This is a genomic window from Hymenobacter sp. GOD-10R, from assembly GCF_035609205.1.
In the GTDB taxonomy this organism is placed as follows: Bacteria; Bacteroidota; Bacteroidia; order Cytophagales; family Hymenobacteraceae; genus Hymenobacter.
In genome coordinates, this window is sequence record NZ_CP141189.1 from 35,243 (window position 1) to 57,691 (window position 22,449).

The 22,449-nt window shown below is 59.7% G+C and carries 22 protein-coding genes; 3 read left to right on the forward strand and 19 right to left on the reverse strand.

All coding sequences use genetic code 11. The features are described from left to right. Positions 1-283: 283 nt before the first annotated feature. On the forward strand, positions 284-400 hold the full coding sequence (locus SD425_RS30120) for a hypothetical protein (protein ID WP_416381054.1): 117 nt from the start codon (positions 284-286) through the stop codon (positions 398-400). A gap of 26 nt (positions 401-426) precedes the next feature. Here SD425_RS30120 and SD425_RS29650 read toward each other — a convergent pair whose 3' ends face one another. From SD425_RS29650 to SD425_RS29700, 11 genes are all read right to left on the reverse strand, one after another. Continuing rightward, positions 427-1,383 carry a mechanosensitive ion channel family protein gene (locus SD425_RS29650; protein ID WP_324680758.1) on the reverse strand — a complete coding sequence of 319 codons (957 nt, stop codon included), beginning with the start codon at positions 1,381-1,383 and terminating at the stop codon, positions 427-429. Positions 1,384-1,568: 185 nt separating this feature from the next. Then, complete coding sequence (locus tag SD425_RS29655; RefSeq protein ID WP_324680760.1) at positions 1,569-1,853, reverse strand: hypothetical protein; 285 nt, start codon at positions 1,851-1,853, stop codon at positions 1,569-1,571. Positions 1,854-1,894: 41 nt separating this feature from the next. Next, entirely contained in the window at positions 1,895-2,485 is a 591-nt protein-coding gene (locus tag SD425_RS29660) for an endonuclease/exonuclease/phosphatase family protein (RefSeq protein ID WP_324680762.1), read from the reverse strand. Next, complete coding sequence (locus tag SD425_RS29665) at positions 2,424-2,618, reverse strand: hypothetical protein (protein ID WP_324680764.1); 195 nt, start codon at positions 2,616-2,618, stop codon at positions 2,424-2,426. Before SD425_RS29665 ends, SD425_RS29660 begins: the two co-directional genes overlap by 62 nt. A 40-nt stretch (positions 2,619-2,658) precedes the next feature. Then, complete coding sequence (locus SD425_RS29670) at positions 2,659-2,889, reverse strand: hypothetical protein (protein ID WP_324680766.1); 231 nt, start codon at positions 2,887-2,889, stop codon at positions 2,659-2,661. Between the two features lie 65 nt (positions 2,890-2,954). Then, positions 2,955-3,284, reverse strand: a complete 330-nt coding sequence (locus SD425_RS29675; RefSeq protein WP_324680768.1) for a hypothetical protein — start codon at positions 3,282-3,284, stop codon at positions 2,955-2,957. Positions 3,285-3,464: 180 nt separating this feature from the next. Further along, entirely contained in the window at positions 3,465-4,715 is a 1,251-nt protein-coding gene (locus tag SD425_RS29680; RefSeq protein WP_324680770.1) for a sodium:proton antiporter, read from the reverse strand. A 309-nt stretch (positions 4,716-5,024) separates the two neighbouring features. Continuing rightward, positions 5,025-7,982 (reverse strand): PAS domain-containing sensor histidine kinase, encoded by a 2,958-nt coding sequence (locus SD425_RS29685; protein WP_324680772.1) that lies wholly within the window; start codon positions 7,980-7,982, stop codon positions 5,025-5,027. A 350-nt stretch (positions 7,983-8,332) separates the two neighbouring features. Further along, positions 8,333-8,842, reverse strand: a complete 510-nt coding sequence (locus tag SD425_RS29690; protein ID WP_324680773.1) for a hypothetical protein — start codon at positions 8,840-8,842, stop codon at positions 8,333-8,335. Positions 8,843-8,933: 91 nt separating this feature from the next. Beyond that, a complete protein-coding gene (locus SD425_RS29695) occupies positions 8,934-9,821 on the reverse strand; it encodes a mechanosensitive ion channel family protein (RefSeq protein WP_324680883.1) in 888 nt (295 codons plus the stop codon). A gap of 175 nt (positions 9,822-9,996) precedes the next feature. Then, complete coding sequence (locus SD425_RS29700) at positions 9,997-10,806, reverse strand: hypothetical protein (protein WP_324680774.1); 810 nt, start codon at positions 10,804-10,806, stop codon at positions 9,997-9,999. Positions 10,807-11,240: 434 nt separating this feature from the next. On the opposite strand from SD425_RS29700, the gene SD425_RS29705 reads away from it, so the two are divergent. Then, positions 11,241-11,459 (forward strand): hypothetical protein, encoded by a 219-nt coding sequence (locus SD425_RS29705; RefSeq protein ID WP_324680776.1) that lies wholly within the window; start codon positions 11,241-11,243, stop codon positions 11,457-11,459. On the opposite strand, the gene SD425_RS29710 is transcribed toward SD425_RS29705, so the two are convergent. The 5 genes from SD425_RS29710 to SD425_RS29730 all read right to left on the reverse strand — a co-directional run bounded on the left by SD425_RS29710 (position 11,449) and on the right by SD425_RS29730 (position 16,498). Further along, a complete protein-coding gene (locus SD425_RS29710) occupies positions 11,449-12,108 on the reverse strand; it encodes an MBL fold metallo-hydrolase (protein ID WP_324680778.1) in 660 nt (219 codons plus the stop codon). The genes SD425_RS29705 and SD425_RS29710 overlap by 11 nt on opposite strands. 62 nt (positions 12,109-12,170) lie before the next feature. Further along, positions 12,171-13,235 (reverse strand): YeiH family protein, encoded by a 1,065-nt coding sequence (locus tag SD425_RS29715; RefSeq protein ID WP_324680780.1) that lies wholly within the window; start codon positions 13,233-13,235, stop codon positions 12,171-12,173. Between the two features lie 283 nt (positions 13,236-13,518). Beyond that, on the reverse strand, positions 13,519-14,430 hold the full coding sequence (locus SD425_RS29720) for a LysR substrate-binding domain-containing protein (RefSeq protein ID WP_324680782.1): 912 nt from the start codon (positions 14,428-14,430) through the stop codon (positions 13,519-13,521). Between the two features lie 88 nt (positions 14,431-14,518). Then, positions 14,519-14,659, reverse strand: coding sequence for a hypothetical protein (locus SD425_RS29725; protein ID WP_324680784.1), 141 nt, complete (start codon positions 14,657-14,659; stop codon positions 14,519-14,521). A gap of 429 nt (positions 14,660-15,088) precedes the next feature. Continuing rightward, complete coding sequence (locus SD425_RS29730) at positions 15,089-16,498, reverse strand: DUF389 domain-containing protein (protein WP_324680786.1); 1,410 nt, start codon at positions 16,496-16,498, stop codon at positions 15,089-15,091. 215 nt (positions 16,499-16,713) lie between these two features. On the opposite strand from SD425_RS29730, the gene SD425_RS29735 reads away from it, so the two are divergent. After that, on the forward strand, positions 16,714-18,048 hold the full coding sequence (locus SD425_RS29735) for a DUF2254 domain-containing protein (protein ID WP_324680788.1): 1,335 nt from the start codon (positions 16,714-16,716) through the stop codon (positions 18,046-18,048). An 891-nt stretch (positions 18,049-18,939) separates the two neighbouring features. Here the strand turns inward: SD425_RS29735 and SD425_RS29740 are convergent. From SD425_RS29740 to SD425_RS29750, 3 genes are all read right to left on the reverse strand, one after another. Then, positions 18,940-20,001 carry a Kiwa anti-phage protein KwaB-like domain-containing protein gene (locus SD425_RS29740; RefSeq protein ID WP_324680790.1) on the reverse strand — a complete coding sequence of 354 codons (1,062 nt, stop codon included), beginning with the start codon at positions 19,999-20,001 and terminating at the stop codon, positions 18,940-18,942. A gap of 12 nt (positions 20,002-20,013) precedes the next feature. Further along, complete coding sequence (locus tag SD425_RS29745) at positions 20,014-20,625, reverse strand: hypothetical protein (RefSeq protein WP_324680792.1); 612 nt, start codon at positions 20,623-20,625, stop codon at positions 20,014-20,016. A 216-nt stretch (positions 20,626-20,841) separates the two neighbouring features. Continuing rightward, positions 20,842-22,449: a type I restriction-modification system subunit M gene (locus SD425_RS29750; protein ID WP_324680794.1), complete on the reverse strand. Its 1,608-nt coding sequence runs from the start codon at positions 22,447-22,449 to the stop codon at positions 20,842-20,844.

Sequence of the window (22,449 nt, forward strand, 5' to 3'; positions counted from 1 at the left end):
CTGGCTAAGGGCCTTTTCAACAAATACCCTAACTTTGCTGTCTATCGTTATGGCTGGGTCATAAGCTAAGCAATAGCCGGGGGCCTGCTCATGCATTCGGAGCAAGGCAGCTAGTACTCTGCCATCAACTTTAAGGCCTTACTGACCCGTCACGAGGCCGTGCAAAGCATAAGCTGCTGCGGCAACTGCTACGATAACGCCCACCCCGATTCATTTTGGAGCCGGCTCAAGACTGAGTTGCTCGCTGGCGGCAGCTTCCGCAACTTGAGCGAAGCGCCTGGAAATCAGCCATTATCTCGCCTATTACAACAACGAGCATCGGCATTCCGCCCTCGACTACCAATCGCCCAACCAATTTGAATCCCATTTTAAAACTACGTCCCAACTCTGTGCAGCTTAGTTAAACCACCGCAAGTAGTTCGGACCTTAGGCAACTGGTGAGGTGGGCGGTGCTGCTTGCTGCACTGCAGCCCGCGATTTTGGCACTTCGCCTTGGCCGGCGGGCCAGCCTTCGCGTTGCATTTTACGGTTGCCGTCGGTAGCTTCGGTCTGGTCGTGTAGCAGGATTTGCTGTGTTGGGAAGGGCAGGTCGATGCCGTGGGCGGTTAGCGTGTTCTTGATGGCTTCCAGCACCTTATCCTGGGCGTCCATCACGTCGGCGCGGCGCGGCGGGTTTATCCACCAGCGGGCGCGGATATTGACGCTGCTGCCAGCCAGGTCCACCACAATGGCGTCGGGGGCGGGGTCGGTGAGCACCCCCTCCACGCCGCGCATGGCTTCCAGTATCAGCTGGCGGGTAGTGGCAATGTCGTCGCCGTAGCCAATGCCCACGTCGTACTGCAGGCGGCGCTTGTCGTAGGCTGTATTCACGGTTACGGCGTTGATAAACAGCTCGGCATTCGGGATTACTACGCGCCGGCCGTCGTAGGTGCGAATAGTCGTGGCGCGGGTCTGAATCGACTCCACGGTGCCCTCATAGTCCTTGTAGGTAATCTGGTCGTTGATTTTGAATGGCTCGGTGAGTAGCAACAGAATGCCGGCCAGAAAGTTCTGGAAGATGTCCTTGAAGGCAAAGCCGATGGCTACTCCGCCGATGCCCAGGGCACTCACCAAACTGGCCGGGGTGAAGCTGGGCACAATAATGGTGACCGTAACGAGAATGCCCAGGATGAGCATGGCCACGTAGGCCAGGCGGCTCAGCAGTATCTTAAGGCTCTCGCTCTGCTGGCGGTTGTGAGTAATGCGCTCGACCAGTGAGCGCACACCACGAGCCGCAAACAAGAAGATTACGAAGACAAGTAGCCCAAACAGCAGGTTGGGCAGCAGGGCCATAAAGTCGCGGCCCATTTGGTTGATTTGCTTCCAGGCAATTGAAAAATCCATAGAGGTTGGGGTAGGGGCGAACAGTAACCGGACAGGCAAAAGGCAGCAAAGTAACTAGTTAAGCTACAGCACACACAAACCCTGCGCAGCCTCCGTAAACTTAAGATGAGCTTACGCGAGGCGCTGGCAAACAGGAAAGATTTTCCTGATAAAAAACTATTCCCGGGCAGCCAGTGCAGCTGAGGCTACGGAGCAGCCTGTACTTCTTTCTTAATGCCTTCCAAATTCTGGCGCGCGCCCTCAAGCTGCTGCTCAATGCCGGCAAGTTTCGTTTTTTCGGCTTCAATAACGGCCTTTTGGCGCGCTACCTGGCTGATTAATTCCTGCACTTTTTGCGCCTGGGCGGCTACGGCCGGATTGGCCGAGTTGAGGTCGGCGGCCACGGGTGTATCGGTGCCCGACTGGCAACTCGTGAAAGCCAGGGCGCTGGCGAGTAGCGCACAGGAGAAAGTGAACGTACGATTTGTCATATAGGGGTGAATAAGAAGGAGAGAAAATACTGAATACTACGTCACTCAGCCGAAAGCGCCAGCTCGATATACAGCGGAAATTGGTCAATGCCCTGGTCGGGCAGCCGCCTTAGCTCCACTACCCGCCACTGCGGGCTGCCGAAGAAATGGTCGAGCGGCCAGCGGGCTAGATGCGAGCGGGCGTCGAAGGTGTTGTAGAAGCCGTGTTCCCGGCTCACGTCGCGCAGCAGCGCAACGCGGGTGAGTTGCGTGATAGTGCCTGACCAGCTCACCTCGTTGAAGTCGCCGGCCACGATGGTGGGCAACGCGTTGGCGCGTACCAAGTCGGCTACTTTGTCCAGGGCCATGCCGCGCAGGCCCACCCCATCGGGGTAATTATCGGGGATGGGTGGAGTGGGGTGAATGCCGAAGAAATCGACCTGCCGACCGCTGGGCAGGTGCAGCCGCGTGCGCACCGAGGGTACGCCGCGCTGCAATAAATCCTGCACCTGGGTAGCAACCAGCGGCAGCCGCGAGTAGAGCAGCAGGCCGCAGGCGTCAGGGCGCGGCAGCTCAATGCGGTAAGGGTAGCTAGTCTCCAAGGGCTTGAGGTCCTGCGCCCACCAGGCATCGGGCTCCATGGCCAGCAGCATATCTATCGGGCTGGGTGACCTGCACCAGCTGCCACAGGCGGGTATCCTCGCGGTTCTTAATCAAGACGTTGATTACCACAATGCGCAGGTGGTTGGTCGAGTTGCGGGCTTGAGCCAGGGTAGCATCGGGCACGACCTGAGGGCAAAAGGCAGATAGAGCCACAAAACGACGCCTACGTCCCCAATGCCAGCGCACTGTTCACGAGCAGCACTACCCGCATCCGCCGGTGTGCCGGCCATCGCAGCACCAGCAGCGCCAGCACGGCCAGGATTTGCAGGCTCGGAAATCTCATGGCCTGTATCCACCAGATGGGCAAGGCTATTGCCGATACCAGCGTCAGCACTACGACCAGCGCGCCCACAACGGCTAGCGCGTAGCGGAGTCTGGTCAGAAATTGCCTCATAGCCGAGGGAAACGGCATGGATGGCTCGGTCGTTGCGGCCCGTCCGTGCCACCCATACCGAGCGGCTAAATGCTGGCTTGGGTCTTCACCCCTTTCAGGTTTTGCTTGGCCCCGTCGAGCTGCTGCTTGAGGCCTTCGAGTTTCTTCTTCTCGATGTCAGCCTGGTCTTTCTGGCTGTCCACGGCTTTCTCCCGGTCTTTCACGGCATCCTTTTGTTCATTCAGGATTTTTTCCTGGGCATCAACCTGCTGCTGTAAGTCCACCACCTTCTGGGCTTGCAGGGCCACGGCGGGGTTGCTGGATTTCAAATCGTCGCTGGCCGAATGGCCTAATGAACAGGCGCTTAGCGTCAGTCCGAGGGCCGTAGCGCCGGCGAGAGCAAAAAAAGTATTCATCACTGAAGATTTAGGTATAAAAACGGGTATACGGCAATTAGTTGTATTTCAACTAAAAGTATGGTTTTTGAAAGCAGGGCACGGCTGGACAAATAGCGTGAACTGTTAGTCTGGAAGTCCCGAGCTAGCCCACTCGCGGCCTGAGAGTTCGCGCTACTGTATTACGACTGCGCAATAGGGCTACTTGCCTGCCGGGTACAGCCGCCGGATGAGCTTTTCCAGCGTCAAGCCTTGGCCAATGACCGAGAACACAACTACGGCGTAGGTAATGGCCACGATGAGCCCCTTGTGCGGCACGGCATCGCTAATGGATAGGGCCAGCGCTACCGAGATACCCCCACGTAGTCCGCCCCAGGTCATCATCAGCGGGGCCTTGTCGTCGAGCGAAAGCCAGCGGCGGGCCAGCCGGTAGGGCAGCCACACCGCCACGTAGCGCGCCGCCAGCACCAGCACCACCGCCAGCACGCTGATGAGCCAGTAGGCCTGCTCGAACTTGATAACCAGCAGTTCCACGCCAATGAGCACGAATAGCAGGGCATTGAGAATCACATCGATCAACTCCCAGAATTTATCGACGTACTCTTCGGTCTGGTGGCTCATGGCATCCTCGCGGGCGCGGTCGCCCACCAGCAGCCCGGCCACCACCATGGCCAGCGGACCCGACACATGCAGGCGCTGGGCCAGCAGGTAGCCGCCCATCACGGCGGCCAGCGTCAGGATAACCTCGGTCTGGTAGTGGTTGATGGTGCGCAGCAGCCGATAGAGGCCGTAGCCCAGCGCCAGCCCAAATAGCACCCCACCCCCGGCTTCCTCCACGAATAGCCAGGCGATGCTGCCCGCCCCCACGCCCTCGGAGCCGCCCAGCACGAGGCGGTAGAGGCTGGCAAACACCACCACCCCCACCCCGTCGTTGAAAAGCGACTCGCCCACGATGTTCATCTTCACGTTGTCGGGCAGCTGCTTGAAGCGGGCCAGAATGCCGAGCACGGCAATGGGGTCGGTGGGCGAAATCAGCGCCCCAAACAGCAAACACAGCGGGTACGGCAGCCCCAATTCCAGCCAGCCCCCTAGGTAGTACAGCCCCGTGCCGATGAGACCGGTGCTTAGCAGCACCCCCACCACGGCAAACAGCATCACCGAGCGCCGCTCCACATTCAGCTTGGCCGCGTCGGTGTGGAAAGCCCCGGCGAAAAGCAACAGGCTGAGCATCACGTCGAACAGGACTTTATCGAACTTGATGCCTTGCACCGTGTGCCGCACCACCGCAAACCAGGTGGGCTGCACCCAGGCCAGCCCCACCAGCGTCAGCGAAAAGCCCAGCGACACGACCATGATGCCGATGGCATCGGGTAGCTTGAGCAGGCGCGTATTGAAGTAGGCAAACAGGGCCGCCGCCACGATGAGCAGCGTAATGAGAGTAAATAAATCCATGAACAAGAACAATTAGTCGGCCGCGGGCCGCCCGGTTTTTTGCCTCAATTGCACCACTAGCGCGGGCGAAACGTCGAGCGTGCGAATGGGAAACGGAATGACGATACCCGCCGCGCCGAAGGCGCGCTTAATGCGTATAAACGTCTCACTCTTAGCGCCTCCGTAATCGACCTGCTTAGCGTAGGGAATTCGGAAGCGGAGCGCGAGCGTAATGGCGCTTCAGTCTTAGCATGCAGCTTGGGGCGGGAGGCGATAGCTGAGTTTACGGTGAACGGTCGGGGTTAGCCGAAAGTGGGTCCGACCGGGCAGCTACCCCATTCGCGGTAGCGTCACTGTAAACGTGGAGCCCACGCCGGGCTCGCTCTGCACCGTGATAGTGCCGCCGGCGTTTTCCACCATCTTCTTGACCATGTACAGGCCCACGCCCGAGCCGGGCACGTGGCTGTGCAGGCGGCGAAACATCTGAAATAGCTCGCCCTGCTGCGCGGCGCTCAAACCCAGGCTATTGTCCTGCACGGTCAGCACCACCTGGCCGCCCACCCGCACGCAGCGCAGCGCTACGTGGGGTGGCCGGTCGGGGGCCCGGTACTTCACGGCGTTGCTGAGTAGATTGTAGACAATACTGCGCAGGTTTTTAGGAGAGAACTGGAAGGCGGGGCACGCGCTCAGGTCCACGGTGAGCGTGGCCCCGGCAACCGTCAACTCGGGTAGGATGTCGAGGCGCACGTTCTCCACCAGGGCGGGTAGGTCGATGGCTTCGGCGGGCTGCTGCAGCACGACCTCCTGCAGGCGCGTGATGTCGGTGAGGTGGTCCAGCGTTTGCTGGAAGCGAGCCACCGCGCCATCCATCATCCCCAGCAGGCGCGGCACCAGGGGGTCGGTCAGGACAGTGGCGGGCAGGCGCTCGCGCAGGGCCGTGAGCAGGCCTTCGATGTTGGTGATGGGCGACTTAAGGTCGTGCGAGGCTGAATAAACGAAGGTATCCAGGTCGGCGTTAGTGCGCGTAAGCTGGGAGTTGGTGTTGTTTAGTTCCTCATTGGTCGCCCGGACCTCCTCATTGATGGCGGCCAATTTTTCGTTGAGGGCCTGCACCTGCTGGCGTGTCCGCGTCTGCTCGCTCACCTCAAAGGCAAACACTACCAGCCCATCAATCGCGCCCGCCGCGTCGTAGCGGGCCTGGTAGATAAAGTTGAAGTACCGGTCTTCGATGTGGCCCGTTTGCTCGTTGGTAAACTGCATGTGGATTTCCTGGCCCTCGAAGGTGACGCCCGTTTCGTACACGCCCCAGAGCATGGCCGGCACCGGCTGGCCCACCAGTTCGGGCAGGGCTTCGAGCACGGGCCTGCCCAGCAGCGCCCGGCCCGGAAACAGCTGCTGATAGCCGGGGTTAATCAGTTCAAAGACCAGCTTATCGCCACCCAGCACGCAGATGGCGGCGGGCGCTTGCATCATCAGGCGCTCCAGGCGCAGCTGGTAGGCTTCGCGCAGCAGCCGGGCCAGCACCTGGTCGGTCACGTCGTAGAGGAAGGCCGCCACGCCCACTATGCGCCCCTGCTCGCGGTAGGCCTGGTAGGCAAACGTGAGGTAGCGCGGGCTGCCGGGCTGGAGCTTTGCCAGCGGCATGTCCAGCACCGTCTGGCTTTCGCCGGTCGCGTATACCTTATCCAGCAACTCGACCATACCCGCCAGCTTCACGCGCGGGTACACCTCGGCCAGGGAGTGGCCTTGCAGCGGCCCGGCCCACTCCTCGGGCGGAAACAGCTCCTCGAAGGCGGAGTTGAAGTAGTCGATGCGGTGGTCGGGCTCGCGCAGCAGCACGATGGCCACCGGCGTCTGCTCAAAAATCTGAAACAGCTCCTGCCGCTGCTGGGCCTGGCGTTGCACCACGGCCAGCATGGCGGCTTGCAGCGTATCGGCCTGCTTGCGGGTGCGCACCCGGTCGGTCACATCCAGAATAAAGGCCAGAATGCCCTGCGTCCGCTGCTGGCCGTCGAACAGCGGCTGGTAGATAAAATCCACGTACCGCAGTTCGGCCCGGCCGGTGGCCGGGTCGTGCAGCATGGCCGCCGTTTCGGTGCCCACGAAGGGCTGGCCGGTAGTATATACCTGGTCGAGCAAAGCTAAAAAACCCTGTTCTTCCACCTCCGGGAATACTTCGGCTACGGTGCGGCCCAGCGCGGCGCGGCCCGCCGCCAGGGCTTGGTAGGGGGCGTTGAAAAACGAAAAGTGGTGCTCGGGGCCGCTGAGCGTGGCAATGGCGGCGGGCACCTGCCCTAGTATCTGGCTCAGTAGGCGCAGCTGCTCGCGCAGCTGCTCGCGCAGCTGCTCGACCTCGAAGAGGGCGGCGCGGGCCTCGGCCGAGCGGGCCGTCACGCGCAGCTCCAGCTCTTCGTTGAGCTGCTGCACTTGCTGGCGGGCCAGCACCTGCTCGGTCACATCCACCGCAATGTCCACCACGCCCAGTACCGTTCCATCGGGGGCATAAAGTGGCTGATACACAAAGTTAAAATAATGAGTAGCCAGCTGGCCATCGGGCTGGCGCAGCTGCGCCGGGGCCTCCGTACCCACGAAGGGCACGCGGGTGCTGGCCACCTGCTGCATCAATTCGGTGAAGCCCTGGCTCCGCAGCTCGGGCACCCCCTCCAGCAGGGGGCGGCCCAGCACCTGGGCGGGGGCATGGCCCCACATGGCACACAGTTGGTCGTTGGCGGCACTCACTACGCAGTCGTCGCCCTGAAAGAGGCCAATAGCCACTGGGGCCTGCGTGAGCAGAGCTTGCAGCAGGTTGCGCTCGCGCTCGGCGGCGTGACGCGCGTCGGTTTCGCGGGCCTGGCTCTGGCGCAGGGCCTGCGCCTGGGCGGCCGGCAGCGGGTCGCGGGTGTCAAGAAAGCTGACGACCAGCAGCGCGCCCTGCCGCCGGGCCACCAGGTGCAAGTAGCCGGCGAGGCCGTTGTGCTGAACGTCGAACGCCTCGCGCTGGGTGTCGCGCGACAAGAAAGCGTCGCGGTAAAAGGCGAAAATACCGGCCGGCCCGGCCATCGGAAAGCACGTCAGAAACGACTCGACGGGCCGCTGGGGCAGTTGCAGAGCCTGCTGGGCCACGGGATTAAGGTACTCGTAGGCCAGGTCGATGATGCTAGCGCCGGCCGCGTCGTACACCGGCCGAAATAGGATAAAGCCCGTGAGGGCAACTTCGAGCAGCGTGCGCGAAAAATCTTCGGAGCCCGCCACGTCAAAGGGCAGCGGTGGAGCAGGCAGGTCGGGCATAGGAAGAGTAAAGAGGCGGCTACTATGTCGATTTTTTTAAATAGAACGACAAGCTTAAGCTTTGCTAAACAAATATTTAAGCTGTCTTCTTTAATCGGGTACTCTAGGTAGAAAAAGCGCTAAAGTATGGGTGCTTATGGGCAGTATTTCTTTGGTTGCTGGCTCGTAACCAACCGGCATCCGGCTATCAATGCCCCGCCCCAGCAAGCAGTGCAGACTTTTAGTCCGCAAGCACCAAGGTACTTCTAGCAACAGCATCCGCTGCCAGTTGAAGTCCTGCTGTTGAGCCCAAGCAACGACAGTGACGCTTTAGGGCCGGCTTAATGCCGGAACCACGGCGGCAGCGAGCCTTAAAGGTCGCTTTGGCTGCTACCGGCGGGAGCTGACTGCAAACCAGGAGCAACCTGGTGCCGCTGCCGGTAGAGCAGCGCGGCAGCGGCTTCCAGTAGCGGCTGGTCGGTAGTGCGCTCCTGGCAGCGCTGCATATCGTAGTGGCATAGCGTGCCGTAGGGCTGGCCCTGCGCATCGCGGATGAGCACGCCGCAGTACGAAACCACCGGCGTGTCGATGAGGCCGCGAAACTGGGCATCGGTGGCGGCGTCCAGAATTTCGAGCGGAGCCTGCTGCTGGCCCACCAATGAGCAAAACGTCACGGCCATGGGCACATCGGCGCCCTGCTGCACCTGCGGCTGGTTGCCATCCACTAGCAGCTCGTTGCGCAACACCTCGCCCTCGAAGCGAAACAAGCCCGTGTAGCGGTGCGGAGTGCGCTGATTTAGGTAGGCCAGGGCGGCGTGCACGCCGTGCTGCTGCACCAGCACCGTAAATTCAGCTATTTCACTCTCCATTTCCTGACTCATTTCCTACTCGGGCTTTAGCGCAACTAAAACAGGCACTACGCAAAAGTGATTGATTTCGTAGAAAATCAGCATAAATAGTTGGCTTATTTCTTTAAGAACCCCCACCGTCCACCCGGAATTTCGGGGCCACGTAGTCCTTCGGTAGATAATCGGCGGGGATAGTGGTTTGGTTGCCGTCGCGCTGGGCGCGGTAGTGGGGCGACATGATTTCGACGCCAGCCTCATTGAACTGGTCCTGAATGTTTTGGTGGATGCGCGAGTAGAGCACGGCTTGGCGGCTGGCCTCGCGAGTGTAGGCATTGAGCTGGTAGCTGACGTAGTAGTCGTCGAGGCTAGTTTGGAGCACGAAGGGCTGGGGGTCGGGCAGGATGCCCTCGGCCCCCAGGGCCGCCGCGATGAGCAGCTGGTGCACCTGCGCCCAGGGCACGTCGTAGCCGATAGTGACGGTGGTGTGCAGCACCAGCCCTAGGGTGGGCGCGGCGCTGGTGAAGTTGGTGGTGTAGCTGCTCATAATCGAGGAATTGGGGATGGTGATTTCCTCGTTTTTGATGGTGCGGATGCGGGTCACAAGCAGGTTTTTCTCGATGATGTCGCCCGTCACGTCGCCGATTTTTACCCTATCGCCCAGCTTGTAGGCGCGCATGTAGGTGAGCACCAGCCCGGCCACGATATTAGACAACGAGCCCGCCGAGCCGAAGGTGAACAGGAAGCCCAGAAACACCGACACGCCCTTAAAAATGGGCGAGTCAGAGCCCGGCAAATACGGAAAAATCACGACCAGCAAAAAGGCGAAGACCATGACCCGCACAATCTGGTAAGTGGGGTTGGCCCAGTCGGGGTAGAAGCCCTCGATGGTGAGGCGACCCAGTCGAATTTCCTCCTTCAGGAAAAACACGCCCCGCAGCAGGTAGCGGAACACCGTGACAATGACCACGATGGTAACCAGATTGGGCAGGTAGTGCCACAGCGACAGCCCCATGCGGCGCAGCGGCGTGAGCACGTAGCCGAGCAGAATATCGGCTACATCCTGGGTGCCGGGAAAGATACTGAACAGCAGCGGCAGCACCAGCGAGATAACCAGAAAAATGACCACCCAGCGCAGCACGTTGAGCAGCAGCAGGGCCACGGCCAGTGCCCGCTGGGGTGTAAACAGCTCATACGTGCCTAGGTGCACGCCCCGAAACCAGGTGGCCTCGCGCTGGGTGAGTTGGCTTTGCAGCCAGCGAAAGAGCTGATTGACAAAGCGCACCACGAAGTAAAAGGCCACTAGCACCAGCAGCACCAGCCCCACTTCCTTGAGGATGTTGCGGACGCTGTGCGCCTGCTTGTACTGCGCCACCGCCCGCACGATGCGCGCCCGGTACTGGCGGGGCCAGCGAGTCGCGCGGGGTGTTCATCCAGAGGGCGTCGTTGTCGGAAATGCTTTGCACCACCAGCTCGCCGTACATGAGGTCGATGGTTTGCTCGGAGGGGTAGAGGCGCAGCGAATCAGGTTGGTAGCGCACGTTTGCCTCCAGGCGCTGCACCTTGTCGGCGATGAGGGCGGCCCGCTCGCGGGGCGAGAAGGGGCCGAGCTTGGTGTAGACGTAAAATAGCGTGTCCTCGTGCGGCACCACGGGGTAGCCGCGGGTGCGCAGCTTGAGCGAGTCGATGTGGCGGCGGGCCTGGGTGCGGCGCAGCGAGTCGGCAGCGCGCAGGGCGATAAACTCCTGGGCCAGTTGCTGCTCGCGGGCGCGGTCGGGGCGGTCTTTGAGGCTCAGCAACTCCTGCTGCAGCTGGCCGAGGCGGGCGCTGGTCTGGCGGCGCAGCGAGTCGAGCTGGCGCAGGGTGCGCGTGTCGGTGCTCAGCATTTGGGCGCGGGCCGAGTCGGGGCGGGCGGGCACCTGGGCGGTGGCCCTAGGGTGGCTGAGCAGGCTCAGTAATAGCCAGGTGGCGAAGAATAAAAAAGTAAGACGTTGGGGCATAGCATGTTTTGAGAATAGCAGTTCGGTGGGCGCTGACCCCACCCCCTAGCCCCCTCCCCTTCGGGAGAGGGGGGACTAATTTTAGTTATAAAAATCCAGCAATGAGTAAGCTAGCTACTAGAGCTAGTTCCTCCTCTCCCGAAGGGGTGGGGGCGGCGCGAGGGCGAGCAAGATATCAGCGTCGGCGCTTCGGGGACTTTGGCCTTGGTTAAAAGTTTGGGACAAAAGTTAATCGGCGTCCTTGGCAGCTGCCGTCTTTCGGTGGGCGTGGATGACCACTTTACGGTGGCGTAAGTACTTATAAAGGGTGACCTTGGAGATGCTCAGGCGCTGGGCAATCTCGTTGACGCCGAGCTGCTGCTCGCGGTAGAGCGTTTCGGCGATGATGGCCGTGCGTTCGGCCTGCTCCGAGAGGCCCCGCTGGCGGCCCCCACTTGGCCCCGGGCGCGGGCCGCGGCCAGCCCGGCGTGGGCGGCGGGGCCACCATCTACCCCACCGGAGACCTCGACGAAATGGTGCTGGCCCTCAAGCAGCTGGCTGCTAACACTACCTATACGCTGTACCTGTCGGACAGCAAAACCGCATTGGTGGCCCCGAAGCCGGTCATTTCCTTCAAAACCGATGATGGTGGCGCAGTCGAAGTCAACGCCTAATGGCATCGCCCGGTTCGGCCAGCCGGTGAAACACGATGCCGTGCTTCTCAAAATACGGCCCGTAGTTCTCGTAGCGCTGCTGGATGAAGAAGGGCTTGAGGTAGCCGTCGTGTACGGGCAAAATTTGCCTGGGACGCATTTTCAGGGCGAAATCGGCCACTACTAGCTCCGTGAGAAAAGGCGCGGTGACGGGCAGCAGGAGCATTTCCACCCCCGCAAAGGGCAGCAAATTGTTAGCAAAAGAGTCGGCGGGATTTAGCACCTTGCCATTCACCAGCCAGGCGGTCATTTGCGACAAGAGGCTGTCGAAAATGGCCTCGTGCTGCACCGGAAGGGCCAGCAGCTGAAACACGCCCAAGTCTAGGCGACCTTCCTCGTGGATTTGCACCGTGAGGCCGTGCGCTTTCAGTTCGGTTGCCACCTCGCGGTTAGAGATGATAATGGCCTGGCGCAGGGCCACGATTTTCTGAAGCGCCGTCACATCGAGGTGGTCGGGGTGGTTGTGGGTGATAATGATGACCGATACGTCTTTGAAAACCTCGGGGTGCACCAAGCCTTCGATGAAGGAAAACTTGCCCGGGTCGAAAAGAATCTGTTGGCCGTCGAGTTCGAACAGCAAACAGGAATGAATGTATTTGGTGATGCGCATGGCATTGAAAAAGAGGTTGTTCTAGCTACTCCGGTAGTCCAACTTCCTCCGTGCGCTTTGCCTTATACGGTGTGCAGAATCACGTAGAGCGAGCCGGTTGAAATTACTACCCACAGCAGGATGCCCAGCACGTAGGGCTTGATGCCCACCGAGCGCACCACCTTGGCCGATAGGCCCACGCCGATGAAAAACAGCGTCACCGTGAGGCCGATTTTGGCCAGGTTCACCATCACCGGGCCCAGGGGCTTGGCGGCGGGCACGAAGGTGTTGAGCAGCATGGCGGCGATGAAGCCGAAGATGAAATAGGGAATTTTCACCTTGACGCCCTTCTGCTTGAAAATCATGGCCGTGCCGATGGAAATCGGGATAATCCACAGGGCACGGGCCAGCTTCACGGTGGTGGCCACTTCCAGGGCTTTATTGCCGTAGGCGGCCGCCGCGCCCACCACCGAACTGGTGTCGTGGATGGCAATGGCGCACCAAAGGCCGAACTGGTTCTGGGTCATGGCCAGCGCGTGGCCGATGGGCGGGAAGGCAAATAGGGCCAGCGCGTTGAGCACGAACACCGTGCCCAGGGCCACCGACATTTCCTCGTCCTTTGCCCGCAGCACCGGCCCGATGGCCGCGATGGCCGAGCCCCCGCAGATGGCCGTGCCGCACGAAATCAGATGCACCACGTGCCGGCCCAGCCCCAACCACCGGCCCACCACCAGGCCCAGCAGCAGCGTGCCGAAGATGGACACCACCGTGAAGAGGATGCCCTCCTTGCCGGCCTGCACCGCCGCGTGGGCGTTCATGCCGAAGCCCAGCCCGATAACCGAGAACTGCAGCAGCTTGGCCGTGGCCTTTTTGGTTTGGGTAGTGAAGGGGTTGCCGATGGTCTGGGCCAGCGCCAGGCCCAGGGCCAGGGCAATGGGCGGCGAGGCCCAGGGCGTGAGGCAGAACACGAAGAACAGGACAAACACCACCTGCTTCCCGGTGAAGTCCTGCCCGAAGGCTACGCGGGGCGTGTGCAGGTGGCGGAAGAAGCCGGTGGTTTCGTTGAATTCGGTGGCGGTCGTCTCCGGGGCCAGGGCGAGCGGCGAGTCGGGAACCTGGGGAGTAGCGAGATGAACCGGGAGTGCCATGAGCGGGAGGGATTGGTTTCTGTGGCAAATATACGGGGATCCCTACACCAGGTGTTATCCAATAGTGTTATCCTGCATAACCAAAAGTTATTTGTAGCGTAGCTGCTTTTTGAATTCCCGCCAGTCTTGAGCCGCCCGGATGGTCGCGGCAGCAGTTGTTACGGCACCGGCAGACCTGCGCCATCACCAATCTGCCGTTGGACGAACCACCCGGTTTACCTCCTGCTGTATGAGTACAGCCGCTGCCAGCTGACACCGAATGGTTATCCGGCATCGCCAGCCTTTATTTGGCTCCCTTGAATTGCCCCTGCACGAAGCTCAGAAACCGCTGGGCCGGCCGGGCCAGCACCTGTCCCTGCACCCAGAGTGCCTCGAACTGCCGGGCCAGGTGCAGCCCTTTGATGGGCACGATTTCGAGCAGCCCAGCCGCCAGCTCGCGGTCCAGGGCCCGGCGCGACACGAATCCCAGGGCCGCCGGCGCGGCTTCGAGGTAGCGCTTGATGGCTTCCGTATTGTCCAGGTAAAGGGCTACGGAAAGGCTGCTAAGCTTGATGTGCTGCGCCCGCAGAGCAAATTCGAGGATTTCCAGCGTGCCCGAGCCCCGCTCGCGCAACACCAGCGGGTGGGCCAGCGCCTCGGCCAAGGACAGCGGCGTGGCGGGCGGGGCACCGGGCGCGACGCGGCGCACGGCCACCAACTCGTCGGGCAGCAACAGCTCGTAGTGTAGGTCGTGGCTTTTGGTGCGGCCTTCCACAAAGCCCAAATCCAGCTCGCCGCGTAGTAGGGCATCGGCAATGCGCTCGGAATTGGCGTTCAGGAACGAGAGCTGCACCTGCGGGTAGCGGGCCTGAAAGGCGGGCAGCAACCCCGGCAGCACGTACTGGGCCAGGGTGGTGCTGGCCCCCAGGCGCAGGCGGCCGGCGGCCTCTTCGGGGTCACGCAGGGCTAGGAGCTGGTCTTCGAGCTGCTGCTGGGCGGCGGCGGCGGCATCGGCGTGGGCGTGCAGCAGGCGGCCGGCCTCGGTGAGGCTCACGCGGTTGCCGCGCCGCTCCAACAGGCGCTGGCCGTACTGGGCTTCCAGCTCACGAATGTGCTTGGTGACGGCCGGCTGGCTCACAAACAGCTCCTGCCCGGCCTTGGTAAAGCTCAGATGCCGGGCCACGGTGGCAAATACGCGCAGACGAAAATCGGACATGGCGGCAAGGTAGGCAGTTTGCTATAACCTCGGGGCGGACCCTCCCCGCTCATTTCGGGCACCCATCCGCCCACCCTGCCAACGCCGCTTACCGAACCAGCTTCTCCAGCGCGGCCTTGAACTCGGGGATGTAGTACGCGGCCATGCCGTCGTGGCAGGCGACCACCTGGCCGTCGGGGCCGAGGATGACGGTGGCAAGAATGGAGTTGGAATCGAATGGGGCAAACACTTCGGCTTTTCAGAGGCCGATATAGTACAGCGAGGCGAGGCCCAGCGAAAGCCTGACGAAGCGGATACTACCTTCCCAAGGCGCTGGTTTACGCCGAGGTGCAGCAGGTTGATAGACACGAAGTCGGCGAGAAATTGGTCGGACGCATTTCGGAGTGGCAGACACAGGTGTTTCGGTGCGCCGGGCGGAGCCGTGCCGGCCGCCCCCCTTACCATCTAGACCAAACTCCTTGTCTCTCCCTCAATGGTCTACACTCCGCCGGCGAGGCACGGCGGACGCTGGCGCAGTACCAGAAACGGCTCAAGTTACGGCCAACCAAATGAGTGTAGTAAGGAGGTATAGGGTAACCAGAGCGTGACGCTGACGCAGCAGCATTAGCACAGCTTACTGCCCAACGTCCGTTCTAATTTGGCAAAGGGCGTTTAACCTTTATACCAAACTTTTAACCAAGGCCGACTTTGGCGCTGGGGGCTCTGGGGTGTTTACCAGCAACTGCACGGGCTGCCGGGTGCCCGCCCGCAGGCCTAGCCACTGGCGCAGGCGCTGCTGCTCGGCGGCGGGCAGCGGCGCGCTGGTGCTGAGGCTGACGACCAAGGTCGTATCGGCGGGCAGGGGGCCGGCAGCGGGGCGCACCAGCTGGCCTAGGCCCAGCTGGCGCACGGCAGGGTGCTCTACCTGCACCTCGCGCAGCAGCGTGTTGGCGGCCGGCAGGGCGGGGTTGGCGGGTGCCGCGCTGTCGGGCCGCACCAATAGTTGCTGGAGCTGGGCCAGGCGCGTGTCGTAGCCGGCCAGGGTTTGCTCGTTGCGGCTGCGCACGTCTTCGAGCAGGCTGGTGCGCAGGGCGCGGGCATCGGTCGAGTCGAGGCCGGCTAGGCCCTGGCGCACGGTGAGGCTGGCATCGGCGAGGCGGTACTGGGCCAGGCGGGTGCGAGCGGTGCGCAGTTGGTTGGGTGTGAGGTGCTTGCCAGCCAGCAGCACGTTGATGGTGCGCGGGCTGGCGTCCACGCGGCGCGTGACCACGTAGGTGCCGGGTAGGCTCAGCTGCTCGTCCACAAACTGCTGGGCGTTGTGCATAAACACGGTGCTGCGCACGATGCCCACCGCCAGGTACACGCTGGGGCCGGCCGTGAGCAGCGCCACCGCCCAAATGCCCCGGTTCACCCACCGACCACGCCGGCCGCTGTCGAACTGGTGCTGGGGCAGCGGCAAAATGCGGGCCACTAAAAAGGTGGATACGCTGATAAACACGCAGTTAATAAAGAACAAATACAGCGCCCCAAACAAATAGCTCCAGTGCAGGGTGGCCAGCCCGTAGCCGGCCGTGCACAGCGGCGGCATGAGGGCGGTGGCGATGGCCACGCCAGGCACCACGTTGCCGCGCTCGCGGCGGGTGAAGCCAATGGCCCCGGCCGCCCCGCCAAACAAGGCAATGGCCACGTCCCAGGTGGTGGGCGAGGTGCGGGCCAGCAGCTCGGAGCCGGCATCGGTGAGGGGCGTGAGCTTGAAATACGCCGCCGATACCAGCAGGCTAAGGCTAGCGGCAATCAGCAGGTTTTTCAGGCCCCGCCGTATCAAATCGACTTCCACGGTGGCGGCCCCGAAGCCGATGCCCACAATCGGCCCCATGAGCGGCGAAATAAGCATGGCCCCGATAATGACGGCCGTAGAATTAACATTGAGCCCGACTGACGCGACCAGAATGGCGAAGATGAGCACCCACAGGTTGGTACCCTTGAATACCAGCCCGTCCTCGACATCAGTCATGATTTCGGCCGGGTCAGCCATATCCGATGATAAGTCGAAGTGCGCGCGTAGCCAGCGGAGAGCAGCGAAAGTCATAGAGAGGGAAGCGGGAAAAGAGGGTAGAACAGAGGACCGTAGTGCAGTCTTTCAGGTTGTAAATAAGGAAGCTAAAAGAAGTGATTCGCGCACGCTACTGCTCCAACTTCAGCTAGGCTTACGCAACTGTTGCCAAAAATACCGGCTCCAGTTCAACCGGCGAAATCTAGGGCGTAGTCGTACACCAGGGTAGTAAACTCCTCCACTTTCTGCCTATGCTCTCCTTATTTCACCGTTCCTGGCAGCGCCTACGCGATTCGCTGTGGTTTGTGCCTACCCTGCTCGTTTTAGGTTCGTGCGGGCTGGCCTACGGGCTAATTGAGTTCGATAGCCGCACTTCGTTCGATGGGGGCAAGAAGTTTCCGCTGCTCTTTGGGGTGGGTGCGCAGGGCTCGCGCAGCATGCTCACGGCCGTAGCTGGCTCGATGCTGACGGTAGCGGCACTGGTGTTTTCACTCACGCTGTCCACCATTTCGCAGGTTAGCAGCCAGTACTCGCCCCGGGTGCTGCGCAACTTTATGCGCGACCGAGGCAACCAAGTGGTCATGGGCTACTTCGTGGGCGTATTTGCCTACTGCCTGCTGGTGCTGGGCACCATCCGGGGCACCGACGAGCAGAAATTCGTGCCCAGCACCGCCGTCATGGTCGGGCTAGGCCTGGCGCTAGGCGGCGTGGCAGCCCTCATTTACTTCATCCACCACATCGCCGAATCGCTGCAAACCGACACCATTTTGCAGCGCATCAGCCGCCAAAGCCGGGAGGCCGTTAAGGAACTTTTTCCCGAAAATCTGGGGGAGCCCGCCTCTACCCCGGCCCAGCAAGCCGCCTGGCGCGAGGCCGCCGCCCGGCCCGGCTGGCAGCCCGTGCCCGCTACTAATACAGGCTACGTGCAGCGCATTGAGGCGGACGCGCTGCTGGCCTGGGGCACCGAGCACCGGGCCTGGCTACGGGTAGCCCAGCCCATCGGCGCATTTGTGGGCGAAGGCAACACGTTAGTTAGCTACCAGCTGCAAGCGCCAGCCGCCCCCCTGAGCGAGGCCGACCAGGCAGCCCTGGCCCGCTGCATAGTGCTGGAGTCGCACCGCAGCATCGGGCAGGATGTGGCCTTTGGCGTGCAGCAGCTAGTGGATATTGCCCTCAAAGCCCTTTCGCCCGGCATCAACGATACCACCACGGCCATCATGGCCGTCGACCACCTGGGGCTGCTGGTCCAGCAGCTGGCTGGGCGGCCGTTTCCAGCCACACTCCGCACCACCGAAACGAACGACAACGTGCTGGTGCAGGTGCCGGCCCGCGACTTCGCCGGCTACGTGAAGCTGGCTTTTGACCTGGTGCGCATTAACTCCAAAGGCAATCACGCGCTGTTTCGGCGGCTGCTGCGGGCGCTGGCCCAGGTGGGCGAGGCCGCTCGCACCGCCGAGCGTAAAGTGATTATCGGGGCGCAGGCCCAGCTCCTGCTCCAGCACGCTGATGAAACGCTGGCCACCGACTACGAAAAAGAGGCCGTGCGCGCTACCTATGCTGAGGAGCAAAGCAGGTGGCAGGCATAAGCTTCTGAGGCTGGCGATTAGCGTTGCTAGGGTTGTAGTCTGCTATCCACGTGGGCTAGGTGTCTTGTCCTGAAATGGAATGACAGGTTTTACCAGTTTTGTTGGTTCAGGTAGCCTCCTTTAAGTGAACAACTGGCCGCTTGAGAAAAGGGGCAGTTGGGAGCGGTGGAAGGGCCTGAAAATGGTTCAGTAAAGTTGTACAGTTAGCTGAGTACAAACTTCTTCTCTCTTCGATGAGAAAGGTGTACTATAGAGAAGGGAGATTGGCTAGGCCCGTGTGTTCTCCCATGATCAGAACTCCGGCTTGTAGACTTCACCTAGGCCGGGTGCGCACATCTACTAAGAGAAAGTCTTCGGCGCCAAAGGCCTGACCACTTCTCCAATTTGAACAATTCAATTAAGTAAGAAACATCAACCAGTTACTCGCTTTTACAAGGTGCAACGTATCTCAAAAGTCACAAGCGTGAAGATACACGAACATAGTTTCGTGGGATAAGGTAACAAGACGGTTTGATGGGTAGGTTAGCGAAGATTTTCGGCGGGACCAGCGCGTCGCCGGAAAACGTCGTTTTTAGTAAGCAAGTGGCGGTCAAGTAAAAAGTACCCTTTCGCGTTCAGATAAGCGCCCTTGCTTGTCGTCTCCTCACTCAATGAGTCACTTTCAAGCTGCTTAGTGAGATAATGAGAGTCTTACCGCAATTTTTCGCCCCGTTGTAACTAGCGCCCTAGGATCAGGCGTTCTAGAGCTCGACGGTAATGGCTGTTGCCAATACTATCGAGCTCTAGAACGCCTGATTTTCGTTCAGTAAATGGAATGAGGTCACAGCACTAGGGTGCAGACGAGAATGCTAGCACTAAAGAACAAGTTGCGAGTAGGTTGATAACAGAAGTTTATACTACTGTTCGCTTCTTTCGCGAAGCATTATATAGATAACCAGTTTGGTCGCTTTCTAAGAAGGCATCATCAAGCAGATCAGCTAACAATTTAGCATCCTGCACGCATGACAGGCTGATGTTGCCTGCTGCATCTAAGGGAAGCCGTTTGCTGTGCTTTTGAGCAGTAGCCAACATTTTAGCCAAGCGCCCGGAATCGATGGTGGTGAGTAGGCCCCGGTTGCTAAGCTGAATGAGACGGTTGCGAAACAGAGAGTTTTTGGCGCAGGCTTCGGCTAGGTGCTCCAGGCCGCTAATTCCACTAGTGGCAGTCATAGTGGTAATAATTTCCTCAGCGCGTTGCTGATATTGCTCGTCTAGGCCGGCAATTTGCTCAAACTTATCTTTGTCAAAAATGTAAAACTGATCCTGATGAAACAGGCAGTTGATGTAGCACTCGAAAATGAAGGTAGGTCCCGTGAGCAGGTGTAGCTGGGTATTGGACGTGAAATTTAGTACACGCTTTTTGGCATCAAGGCCCGCGATACGGGAAGATGAGTAGCGCTGGAAGCACCAGAAGGGTGCATGGGCGGGGTCGTCTGGTTGAAATTTGACGCAGTAGGCCCATACCTGAGGGAGAATACTCTCGGCATTATCGCGAGTGAGGCGAGGCTCGTCGGCCCCAGTCTGCTGACTGAGGGAGGCCGATTCACCAGTCATGGTATCAATCAGATTGCGGAAAGCGCCGACATCGCCTTGGCGGGGGCTGCGGAAGACTATACGATTTTCTTCGGCTGGAAATACCTCAAAAGGAGTAAGCTCGTAATTCTGGTCTACAAACGTAGCCATGCGCACGTTCACGCGGTCCAGCACGAAGGTTTGGAGTTCTGCGTCGGCATCAACACGGTAAGGTTGAAAGTCAAACCGATTGTAGGCTCGGCTCCGCACAGGCACTCCTGGCTTTAGCTGGCGCGTTATCAGATAAATCTGAACGTGGCGGGGCTGAAACTGTCGGATGTCAGCTACCAAATCAACTAACCCGTAATCGTCGGGAGTAGGCGTAGCAGAAGGAATTGGCATACAGCGAATAGATTAAACCAAACCAAAATAAAGGCGGGGGCCCACCGGATAGATACGAATCAAATCGTCAGCTTCGAGATAGCGATTGTTGATGATGAGCATTCCGGTTTTCGGCACTGCAGAAGCATCTTTAAAATCAACCTCATACAACGAATAACGCAAAGTAAGCAGCGGGTTGATGAGCAGAAGCGTAGAATGGATGTAAATCTGGTACACTAAGCCAAGTAATAGAACAGTGGCTGCATTCTCGTATAAGGTCTTATAGCTTTGAAATAGGAAGGGAATGATGTAACTACCGATATAGCCAATGGCTTCGCTGTTACGGTTACGCACAGCTACCAGTCGAATGGGGTTGCCGTTGTTTACAGTACGTTGGCGAAGCAGATGTAAAAAGTAGATTAATCCAATTAGACTATTTGCTATCACAATTAGCAAAATTGTTGAGAGCAAATAATTGGTGGCCCAGATTTTTAGCGCAACTAAGTTAAAGCCGCCCCAATGCAGAAAATCAGGATTATCATTGAGCTGTTTAAAGGCGATAAGACCAAAAAGGGGGGCATAAGAGGTCGCAAACAGCGTAAAGCGGAACAGGCCGGAAAGCGAATGCTGACTAGAAGCGGCCATAAGTAATAGAAGGTGAGACGCGTGAAGCTGCGGTATAAGGGTAAGTTAACAAGTATTATCTAAAATAGTTAGTAACTAAGTGTGTCCACTGCGAAAGAATTGCTTAATCGGATCTACTTCTAAGTATCGGTTATAAATAACTGGGTAAAGAACTTCATTCTGAGCGTAGTCGAAGCATGAAGTTCTTTACCCAGTTACTGTATTGCTATTGTCTAGTTAAATGAGTGGGAGGCCCAACTCCTGCAAAAATTGGTTATGCCGACGGGCGGCCTCGGCAGCCTGCTGCTCAATGAGTACCAGCTGCTGGTGCACGGCCTGCAGGTCAATTTCCTCGGAAGCAGTGGCGGTGCTCACGTAGCGCGAGATGTTGAGATTGTAGCCATTCTGGTCAATCTCGGTCATCGGCACGCGGCGGGCGTAGCGGTCTTCTTCACTCCGTTCGCGGTAAGTAGCTACTATTTTGTCGATGTCGGACTGGCGCAAGAAATTCTGGCGCTTGCCTTTCTCGAAGTACTCGCTGGCGTTGATGAAGAGCACGTCGTCGGGCTTCTTACATTTCTTGAGTACCAGGATACAAACGGGGATGCCGGTACTGAAGAACAGGTTGGCGGGTAGGCCGATGACGGTATCAATGTGGCCGTCCTTAAGCAGCTTGGTGCGAATGCGCTCCTCGGCCCCGCCCCGGAATAGCACGCCGTGGGGCAGGATAATGGCCATCGTGCCCTCGGAACTGAGGAAGTGGAAGGCATGCAGTAGGAAAGCAAAGTCGGCAGCCGACTTGGGGGCGAGGCCATAGCTCTTGAAGCGAAAATCTTCGCCTAGGGCGTCGGTGGGCTCCCAGCGATACGAAAAGGGCGGATTGGCCACAATGGCGTCGAACTCCATCTTTCTGGCCGGGTTCCGCTCGTTGAGCAGGTCCCAATCATTTTTGAGGGAGTCGCCGTGGTGAATGTCGAACTCGGTGTCCTTCACACCGTGGAGCAGCATATTCATGCGCGCCAGGTTATAGGTGGTGATGTTCTTTTCCTGGCCATAAATCTTGCCGATGCCGTGCGGGCCCATGTGCTTACGCACGTTGAGCAGCAGCGAGCCTGAGCCACAGGTAATATCCAGCACCCGCTCTAGCTTAGCGCGCTTGCCAGCGGCGGGGTTCTGGCTGTCAAGCACCACGATGTCGGACAGGATGGTGGAGATGGGCTGGGGCGTGTAGAACTCGCCGGCCTTCTTGCCGCCGCCGGCCGCAAACTGGCCGATGAGGTACTCGTAGGCATCGCCCAGGGTGTCAGCATCGGTTGAGAAGTCGCGGATGCCTTCCGAGATTTTCTGAATGACGGTGCAGAGCTTGGCGTTGCGCTCGGCGTAAGTGCGCCCGAGCTTGTCGGAATTGAGGTTGATTTCGGAAAACAGACCCTGGAAGGTGCTGTCGAAAGATTCGTTTTCGATGAACTTGAAGCCTTCGCCGAGGGTCTTCAGCAACTCGTCGTTCTGGGTACGGGCTAGCTCAGCGATGTGGCTCCAGAGGTGCTGGGGCTCAATTACGTAGTGCACGCGGCGGCGCATGAGCTGCTCAAACTCGGGCACATCGGCCGCGTTGGCGGCGTACCATACGGCCAGTGGCGCGCGCTGGTCGCCGGTGGGCAGGGCGGGGTAGTCGGTGCCCAGCTCCTTGCGGGCGGCGGTTTCGTAGTTGTCGGAGAGGTAGCGCAGAAAGAGGAACGACAGCATGTAATCGCGGAAGTCGTCGGCGTTCATCGCGCCCCGCAGTTGGTCGGCAATGGCCCAGAGTGTTTTACCTAATTGTTGGCTTTGTTGTTGGGTACTCAT

Bases quoted from the DNA above. Each gene is read 5' to 3' on its own strand.
- SD425_RS29650 (WP_324680758.1), bottom strand. From the start codon at position 1,383: ATGGATTTTTCAATTGCCTGGAAGCAAATCAACCAAATGGGCCGCGAC.
- SD425_RS29655 (WP_324680760.1), bottom strand. From the start codon at position 1,853: ATGACAAATCGTACGTTCACTTTCTCCTGTGCGCTACTCGCCAGCGCC.
- SD425_RS29660 (WP_324680762.1), bottom strand. From the start codon at position 2,485: ATGCTGCTGGCCATGGAGCCCGATGCCTGGTGGGCGCAGGACCTCAAG.
- SD425_RS29670 (WP_324680766.1), bottom strand. From the start codon at position 2,889: ATGAGGCAATTTCTGACCAGACTCCGCTACGCGCTAGCCGTTGTGGGC.
- SD425_RS29675 (WP_324680768.1), bottom strand. From the start codon at position 3,284: ATGAATACTTTTTTTGCTCTCGCCGGCGCTACGGCCCTCGGACTGACG.
- SD425_RS29680 (WP_324680770.1), bottom strand. From the start codon at position 4,715: ATGGATTTATTTACTCTCATTACGCTGCTCATCGTGGCGGCGGCCCTG.
- SD425_RS29685 (WP_324680772.1), bottom strand. From the start codon at position 7,982: ATGCCCGACCTGCCTGCTCCACCGCTGCCCTTTGACGTGGCGGGCTCC.
- SD425_RS29690 (WP_324680773.1), bottom strand. From the start codon at position 8,842: ATGAGTCAGGAAATGGAGAGTGAAATAGCTGAATTTACGGTGCTGGTG.
- SD425_RS29695 (WP_324680883.1), bottom strand. From the start codon at position 9,821: ATGGGGCTGTCGCTGTGGCACTACCTGCCCAATCTGGTTACCATCGTG.
- SD425_RS29700 (WP_324680774.1), bottom strand. From the start codon at position 10,806: ATGCCCCAACGTCTTACTTTTTTATTCTTCGCCACCTGGCTATTACTG.
- SD425_RS29710 (WP_324680778.1), bottom strand. From the start codon at position 12,108: ATGCGCATCACCAAATACATTCATTCCTGTTTGCTGTTCGAACTCGAC.
- SD425_RS29715 (WP_324680780.1), bottom strand. From the start codon at position 13,235: ATGGCACTCCCGGTTCATCTCGCTACTCCCCAGGTTCCCGACTCGCCG.
- SD425_RS29720 (WP_324680782.1), bottom strand. From the start codon at position 14,430: ATGTCCGATTTTCGTCTGCGCGTATTTGCCACCGTGGCCCGGCATCTG.
- SD425_RS29730 (WP_324680786.1), bottom strand. From the start codon at position 16,498: ATGACTTTCGCTGCTCTCCGCTGGCTACGCGCGCACTTCGACTTATCA.
- SD425_RS29735 (WP_324680788.1), top strand. From the start codon at position 16,714: ATGCTCTCCTTATTTCACCGTTCCTGGCAGCGCCTACGCGATTCGCTG.
- SD425_RS29740 (WP_324680790.1), bottom strand. From the start codon at position 20,001: ATGCCAATTCCTTCTGCTACGCCTACTCCCGACGATTACGGGTTAGTT.
- SD425_RS29745 (WP_324680792.1), bottom strand. From the start codon at position 20,625: ATGGCCGCTTCTAGTCAGCATTCGCTTTCCGGCCTGTTCCGCTTTACG.
- SD425_RS29750 (WP_324680794.1), bottom strand. From the start codon at position 22,449: ATGAGTACCCAACAACAAAGCCAACAATTAGGTAAAACACTCTGGGCC.